General features: G+C 60.8%; 6 protein-coding genes and 2 pseudogenes. 5 read left to right on the forward strand and 3 right to left on the reverse strand.

The genetic code is table 11. The annotated features are described in order from the left end of the window. Together VNZ65_RS23820 and VNZ65_RS23825 are read right to left on the reverse strand one after the other, a co-directional pair. Window positions 1-400 (reverse strand): annotated as a pseudogene (locus VNZ65_RS23820) (ABC transporter permease); the annotation flags it as partial. After that, window positions 397-1,122 (reverse strand): ABC transporter ATP-binding protein, encoded by a 726-nt coding sequence (locus VNZ65_RS23825; protein ID WP_325673519.1) that lies wholly within the window; start codon window positions 1,120-1,122, stop codon window positions 397-399. The pseudogene VNZ65_RS23820 and the gene VNZ65_RS23825, both read right to left, overlap by 4 nt. Before the next feature lie 136 nt (window positions 1,123-1,258). Here VNZ65_RS23825 and VNZ65_RS23830 point away from each other — a divergent pair, with 136 nt between their 5' ends. The 4 genes from VNZ65_RS23830 to VNZ65_RS23845 all read left to right on the forward strand — a co-directional run bounded on the left by VNZ65_RS23830 (window position 1,259) and on the right by VNZ65_RS23845 (window position 4,762). Continuing rightward, complete coding sequence (locus VNZ65_RS23830; protein WP_325673521.1) at window positions 1,259-1,471, forward strand: DUF3820 family protein; 213 nt, start codon at window positions 1,259-1,261, stop codon at window positions 1,469-1,471. A 55-nt stretch (window positions 1,472-1,526) separates the two neighbouring features. Beyond that, entirely contained in the window at window positions 1,527-2,882 is a 1,356-nt protein-coding gene (locus VNZ65_RS23835; protein WP_325673523.1) for a TAXI family TRAP transporter solute-binding subunit, read from the forward strand. Window positions 2,883-3,061: 179 nt separating this feature from the next. Beyond that, window positions 3,062-3,526 (forward strand): DUF2844 domain-containing protein, encoded by a 465-nt coding sequence (locus VNZ65_RS23840; RefSeq protein WP_325673525.1) that lies wholly within the window; start codon window positions 3,062-3,064, stop codon window positions 3,524-3,526. A gap of 12 nt (window positions 3,527-3,538) precedes the next feature. Then, the gene (locus VNZ65_RS23845; protein ID WP_325673527.1) at window positions 3,539-4,762 is read left to right on the forward strand and encodes a DUF3443 domain-containing protein; all 1,224 of its coding nucleotides are present in this window, start codon (window positions 3,539-3,541) and stop codon (window positions 4,760-4,762) included. Window positions 4,763-4,840: 78 nt separating this feature from the next. Here the strand turns inward: VNZ65_RS23845 and VNZ65_RS23850 are convergent, their stop codons facing one another. Beyond that, the gene (locus tag VNZ65_RS23850) at window positions 4,841-5,503 is read right to left on the reverse strand and encodes a peptidoglycan DD-metalloendopeptidase family protein (protein WP_325673529.1); all 663 of its coding nucleotides are present in this window, start codon (window positions 5,501-5,503) and stop codon (window positions 4,841-4,843) included. Between the two features lie 602 nt (window positions 5,504-6,105). Between VNZ65_RS23850 and VNZ65_RS23855 the strand changes: the two are divergent. After that, window positions 6,106-6,336: pseudogene (locus VNZ65_RS23855) on the forward strand (hypothetical protein); the annotation flags it as partial.

Genomic DNA, 6,336 nt, shown 5'->3' on the forward strand with positions numbered 1-6,336 from the left:
AGGGCTGTTGCGGCGCCGGCACGCCGACCAGGGCGGGCGCGACATGCGCGGCGCGAAAGACGTCGACGCCAAGTACTTTCAGGGCGCTGGTCTGGCCCGGCACGGTGACATTGAGTTCCAGCACCGGGCTGGCGACGGCTACTCCTGGGCGTTGCGCCAGCTGCGGATAGAGCGCTTCGCCGAACCAGGCCTGGGCGCCGCGCACCTGCAGGTCGGACTGGCCGGACAGGCTGCGGGTCGCCGCGGAAAATTCGTTGAAGGCGGCATCGTTGATCAGGTCGACCGCATAGCCGAGGGCCACTCCGAGCGCGATGGCGGCAATCGCCACCAGCGCCCGCACCGGATGCGCGCGCCATTCCCCCAGCAGCAGCCAGCGCGACAGGGTGCGCTGCGTACTCATTGCAGCGGCGGCAAGGCGGCGTTGGCCGGCAGCGGGCGCAAGCCGTCGGCGCTCATGATCAGGATACGGTCGGCGCTGGCGGCAGCGGCGGCGGAATGGGTCACCATGATGGCGGAAGCGCCGTTGGCCTTGATTTCCTGGCGCAGCAGGGCCAGCACTTCGTGGGCGGTATCCGGATCGAGGTTGCCGGTCGGTTCGTCGGCCAGGATCAGCGTGGGGCGATGCGCCAGGGCGCGCGCAATGGCGACGCGTTGCAGCTCGCCGCCCGACAGCTGGCGCGGAAAGTCATTGCCGCGGCCATCCAGGCCAACTGCCGCCAGCAGTTCCAGTGCGCGCTCCTGCGGCGCTTGATTGAGCAGCAGAGGCAGGGCGACGTTCTGCTGCAGGGTCAGGTGCGGCAGTATATGGAAGGCCTGGAAGATGAAGCCGAGTTTTTGCCGGCGCAGGCGGGTAGCGCTGTCGTCGTCCAGATGCGAGATGTTGACGCCGTCGATCAGGATCGCGCCGCCGTTGGCGCTGTCGAGGCCCGCGATCAGGTTCAGCAAGGTCGATTTGCCGACCCCGGAATCACCCATGATGGCGACGTATTCGCCGGCGGCCAGGGTAAAGTCGAGATGCGCCAGCACCACCCGGCCGTGGCCGTAGGTCTTGCGCAAGCCGCGGCATTCCAGCGCCGGGATGCCGGTGTCGGCGGATGTGGTTGATTTGCTGCTGCTTTGCATGGCAGGTTGACCGCTTCATTAATCTGATTTGTGCCCGACAGTGTAGAGGATTTTTCTGCTGTGCTTGCTGGCCTGCAAAGATGGCACAATATGCAGCTTTAGCAAGCATCGCCTTTGCGCACGAAATCGGAACGCCATGAACCCGGAACATCTACAATTGCTGGTGACCCGCCAGATGCCATTTGGGAAATACAAAGGGCGGCTGATCGCCGATTTGCCGGGCGATTACCTGGCCTGGTTCGCCCGTGAAGGTTTTCCCGCCGGCGAGCTGGGCGGCTTGCTGGCGCTGATGTATGAACTGGATCACAACGCCTTGTCGCAGCTGCTGGAGCCGCTGCGCCGGCGATAGCGGGGCCTAAGCAAAGAAAAGTGCAAGCCGCAGGGCATCAACGATAAAATAAGGCATGGCTAATCCACTCAAACCGTCAGACCTCAAGCAATCCGCGATCAACATCAAGACCCGTTTCGTCGCGATTTCCTGGCGCGACCTGGCGATCAGCTTTGGTCCGATTGCCTTGCTGGCTATTGTTGCGATCTGGCTGGCGATCAAGTTCATTCATCCGGCGCCGCCCAGCACCATCACCATCAGCACCGGTTCCGAAAACAGCAGTTTCTGGAAGATCGCCGAGAAATACCGGACGATCCTGGCGCGCAACGGCATCAAGCTGAAAATCGTCAGTTCGGAGGGCTCGCTGGATAACCTGAAGAAGCTGAGCGATCCGCATTCCGGCATCGACGTCGGCTTTGTCCAGGGCGGCGTGGCGGGCGACCTGCCGATCGACGGCCTGGTGTCGCTGGGCAGCATTTCCTATGTGCCGGTGTCGGTGTTCTACCGCGGCCATGAGCGGCTGGACCGTTTGTCTGAGCTGCGCGGCAAGCGGGTGGCGATCGGCGTTCCCGGCAGCGGCTCACGGGTGCTGGCGCTGACGCTGTTGAAAGCCAACGAGATCGAACTCGGCGGCAGCACTGAACTGCTCGACATGGGCGGCGACGAAGCGGCGCAAGCCTTGACTGACGGCAGCATCGACGCTGCTTTCCTGATGGGCGACTCGGCCTCGCCGCCGACCATGGTCAAGCTGCTGCACACGCCGGGCATCAGCCTGCTCGATTTTTCCCAGGCTGGCGCCTACGCGCGCCGTTTCAGCTATCTGAACGAACTGAAGATTCCCAGGGGCCTGTTTGACCTGGGTAAGAACATCCCTAGCCGCGACATCCGCCTGATTGCCCCCACCGCTGAACTGATCGCCCGCGACGATCTGCACCCGGCGCTGTCCGACATGCTGATCGACGCCGCCAAGGAAGTGCACAGCGGTGCTAACGTATTGCAGCACGCCGGCGAATTTCCGGCGCCGCTGGCGCACGAATTCCCGATCAGCGAAGACGCCACGCGCTACTACAAGTCCGGCAAGAGCTTCTTCTACCGCTCCGGCCTGCCGTTCTGGCTGGCCAGCCTGGTGGACCGGACCCTGGTGGTGCTGCTGCCGATCATCCTGCTGCTGATCCCCGGGTTCAAGCTGGTGCCGCTGCTGTACGGCTGGCGCATCAAGTCGCGTATCTATCGCTGGTACGGCGCCCTGATTACGCTGGAACGCGCGGTCGCGACCCACACCGAGGAGGAACAGGCCGATTTGCTGCAGCGGCTGGACCGCATCGAGGAAGGGGTCAACCGGATGAAAATGCCGCTGGCGTTTGCCGACCAGTTCTATGTGCTGCGGGAACACATCGGCTTTGTACGCGCCCGTTTGCAGAGCAGGGGTTGAGAAAGCCTGGGACGCGCAGTGGCGTAAGTGAAACTGTCATTTAATCATTGCAAACAGCGTAAATATCTAGCACATTTCGATTGTTATGTGACTGCCGCGCCGTGAAAACATCTTTGTGAATTGCTGTGCGGCATCGGGTATGATTTCCAGGACATTTGTTAATTGAACAGAGGTGAGCCATGAGATTCCCCGTTTCTGTCATCTGCGCTTTGCTGTTTGCGCAATCGGCGCCGGCATTTGCGGCCTTGGGCGCCGCCGCCGGGCCTGCCCCGGTCAACGGAGCGGTACAAGCTGACAGTGCCCGCGCCAAGGCCAGCGCTCGCGTCAGCAGCTATAACGGCTATACCGTCAGCGAGACGTTGCAGCCGTCTGGCACCACGGTGCGGGAATACATCTCGCCGGCCAATGTCGTGTTTGCGGTCAGTTGGCAAGGGCCGGACATGCCGAACCTGCAGGAATTGCTAGGCACCTATGCCGACCAGTACGTCAGCGCCGCCAGCGTGCCGCATGCCGGCCGCCGCGCGGTCGCCATTCAGTCGGATCAGCTGGTATTGCATTCAGGCGGTCATATGCGTTCCTTTGCCGGCAGCGCTTATGTGCCATCCTTGCTGCCGCAAGGCGTGACCCCTAATGACATTCGCTGACCGGAGATGACCATGCGTTCTTCTTTGACTTATCTGCTTTGCCTGCTCAGCAGCGCGCTTTTGCTGGCCTGTGGCGGTGGCGGCGGTTCCGACAACAATACGCCTACGCCGCCGCCGCAACCGGTCCAGAATGTCCAGGCCATCGTGGTCGACAGTGGTCCGACGGTCTCCGGGCAATCGGTCAACGCCGTCAATTCCCCGTATGTCTCTGTGACTATCTGCGCGCCCGGCAGCACTTCGCAGTGCCAGACCATCGACCACATCCTGGTCGATACCGGTTCCAGCGGCTTGCGCATCATTGCTTCAGCCTTGTCGCCCAGTATTTCGCTACCTGGGCTGTCAGCCCCCAGCGGCAATCCGCTGGCGGAATGCGCGCGCTTTGCCGACGGCTACAGCTGGGGTTCGGTGCGGCAGGCTGACCTGCGCATGTCCGGCGAAGTCGCCAGCAGCATTTCGGTGCATGTGATTGGCGACAGCGCTTTCACATCGGTGCCTAACGGCTGTTCCGGCAGCCTGGTCGCGGAAAATACCGTGGCTGCTTTCCATGCCAACGGTTTGATCGGCCTCAGTACGTTTATCGAGGATTGCGGCAGCAGCTGCGCCAACCAGACTATCGAGGGTTGGTATTACTCCTGTCCGGGCGGCACGAATTGCACGGCAACCACGCTGCCGCTGGCCAGGCAGGTCGGGAATCCGGTTGCCTCTTTCCCGCAGGATAACAACGGCACGATCATTCAGTTGCCGAGTATCGCCGACAGCGGGGCGTCGGGCGTCAGCGGTTCACTGATTTTCGGTATCGGCACCCAATCGAATAATGGACTGGGCAGCGCCAAGATCTACACGCTCAACGCGTCCGGCAACCTGAGCGTGCTGTATCAGGGGCAGGTAATGCAGGGCTTCTTCGACAGCGGCTCGAACGGCTTGTTCTTTGCGGATTCAACCATCCCGGTTTGCAGCAATAACTCTGGCTTTTATTGCCCGTTGTCGATGGTCAGCCGGAATGTGACGAATACCGGCCTCAACGGATTGAGCAGCACCGTCAGCTTCAATGTGGCGAATGCCAATTCGCTGTTCCAGTCCAATCCGAACAATACGGCGTTCAACAACCTGGCTGGCGGACCGGCTTTCGCTTCCTACTTCGACTGGGGGCTGCCGTTCTTCTTTGGCCGCTCGGTGTATACAGCGCTGGAAGGTGTTTCCATAGCAGGCACGGTCGGGCCATTCGTTGCCTATTGAATAGCGGCAGGCCGCTGATTTTCATGCAAAAGGGGCGCCGCGATGCGCCCTTTTTTTTTGCGTGCCTGGGATCGGCTGCTAGCGGTTCGGCAGGTAGCGCACCGGATCTACCGCTTTGCCCTGGCGGCGGATTTCGAAGTACAGCTTGACCGTATTGCTGTCGGTTTTTCCCATTTCAGCAATTTTCTGGCCTTTGCCGACCATCTGGCCCTCTTTGACCAGAATGGTCTTGTTATGGGCGTATACCGACAGCAGGTAGCTGTTGTGCTTGATGATCACCAGGTTGCCGTAGCCGCGTATGCCGCTGCCGGCATAGGTCACCTTGCCGGCAGCGGCAGCCATGACCGGCTGCCCCAGCTGGCCGGCGATGTCGATACCCTTTCTTCCTTGGCCGGTGCCGCGGCTCGAGTCGCCGGCCGCCGGCCAGGTCCAGTCAACCGCATTCTTTGGGTCACTGGCCGCCGCCGCGTCGTCGTTGTCATTGCTGCTTGGAGCGGGAGTGCGGGTGGCTACCGGATTGCCGCTGGCGCGGGCGCCGTCCGGCGCGATGCGCAAGGCCTGGTCGACCTTGATGTCATTCGGATCGGACAGTTTGTTCCAGGCGATGATCTCGCTGTTGCTGCGTTTGAATTTGCGCGCAATGCTGGATAGCGTGTCGCCCTTTTGTACCGTGTAATAGCCGGGGCCGCTCGGCTGTGCAGGGCCAGACGGTGTGCTGCAGGCGCCGAGCGCGAGCAGCAATGCCAGCGGCAGCGCTGGCGAAATAATCCGGGAAAGTGTGCGTCGGAGCCTGGAATTCCTGATTCGGCCTGGATGTTGCGAGCTGGATGCCTCTGTATTCTGGACCAACAATGTTATTCCTCTGATAGATCTGACCTGGATGAATGGACGCCGACGCCAGCGGGCGGGGCGATGCTCTGACCTGGGTTAACGAAACTAGTTGCGTACCAGCCTGGCAAGGCAAACGGTTGCCGTTTTTACAGTGACCGAGGATAGCGCAATTTCGCCTGCCGGGAGTGTGGCGCGCGGCCTGCTCACGATAATCCAGGACGTTTTGAAAACACATATTTGAATGTCGTAAAGATAATTAATTGTACCCGAACCAAGCCTTGCGTTACGTTACATGTAACGTATCAAACCTTGCCGGGCCGGCTGCGCCCAGTTTTTTCATTGCAAGCCAGGAAAAGTTTATGTGATTGATTTTAAAGAACTTATGGCATTTTCCTGGCAGAAATGATGAGTGCGTTTTCCCCTTTTTTCGCTTGTTTTCCTGCTGGCATGCTCTTTGCGAAATAGACATGTAGGAACAGGTGGTTCGAACTTTCACAAAGGGGAAATACATCATGAATACATCGCAGAAAACGGGCCTGGTTGCAGCATCCTTGTTGCTGACAAGTTTGCTGGCAGGCTGCTCTAGCGGCGGCGATCTCGGAAAATCATTTGGCTCGGGAGCGGGAGTCACACAGGGAACCGGCGGCACCGGGGCTGGCGCGGGAGGCGGCAGTGGTGCGGGCGGTGGCGGCACAGGCACCGGTGGTGGTGGCACAGGCGGCGGTGGTGGCGGCACAGGCGCC

It is taken from the genome of Collimonas sp. (assembly GCF_035566555.1).
Taxonomy (GTDB): domain Bacteria; phylum Pseudomonadota; class Gammaproteobacteria; order Burkholderiales; family Burkholderiaceae_D; genus Collimonas.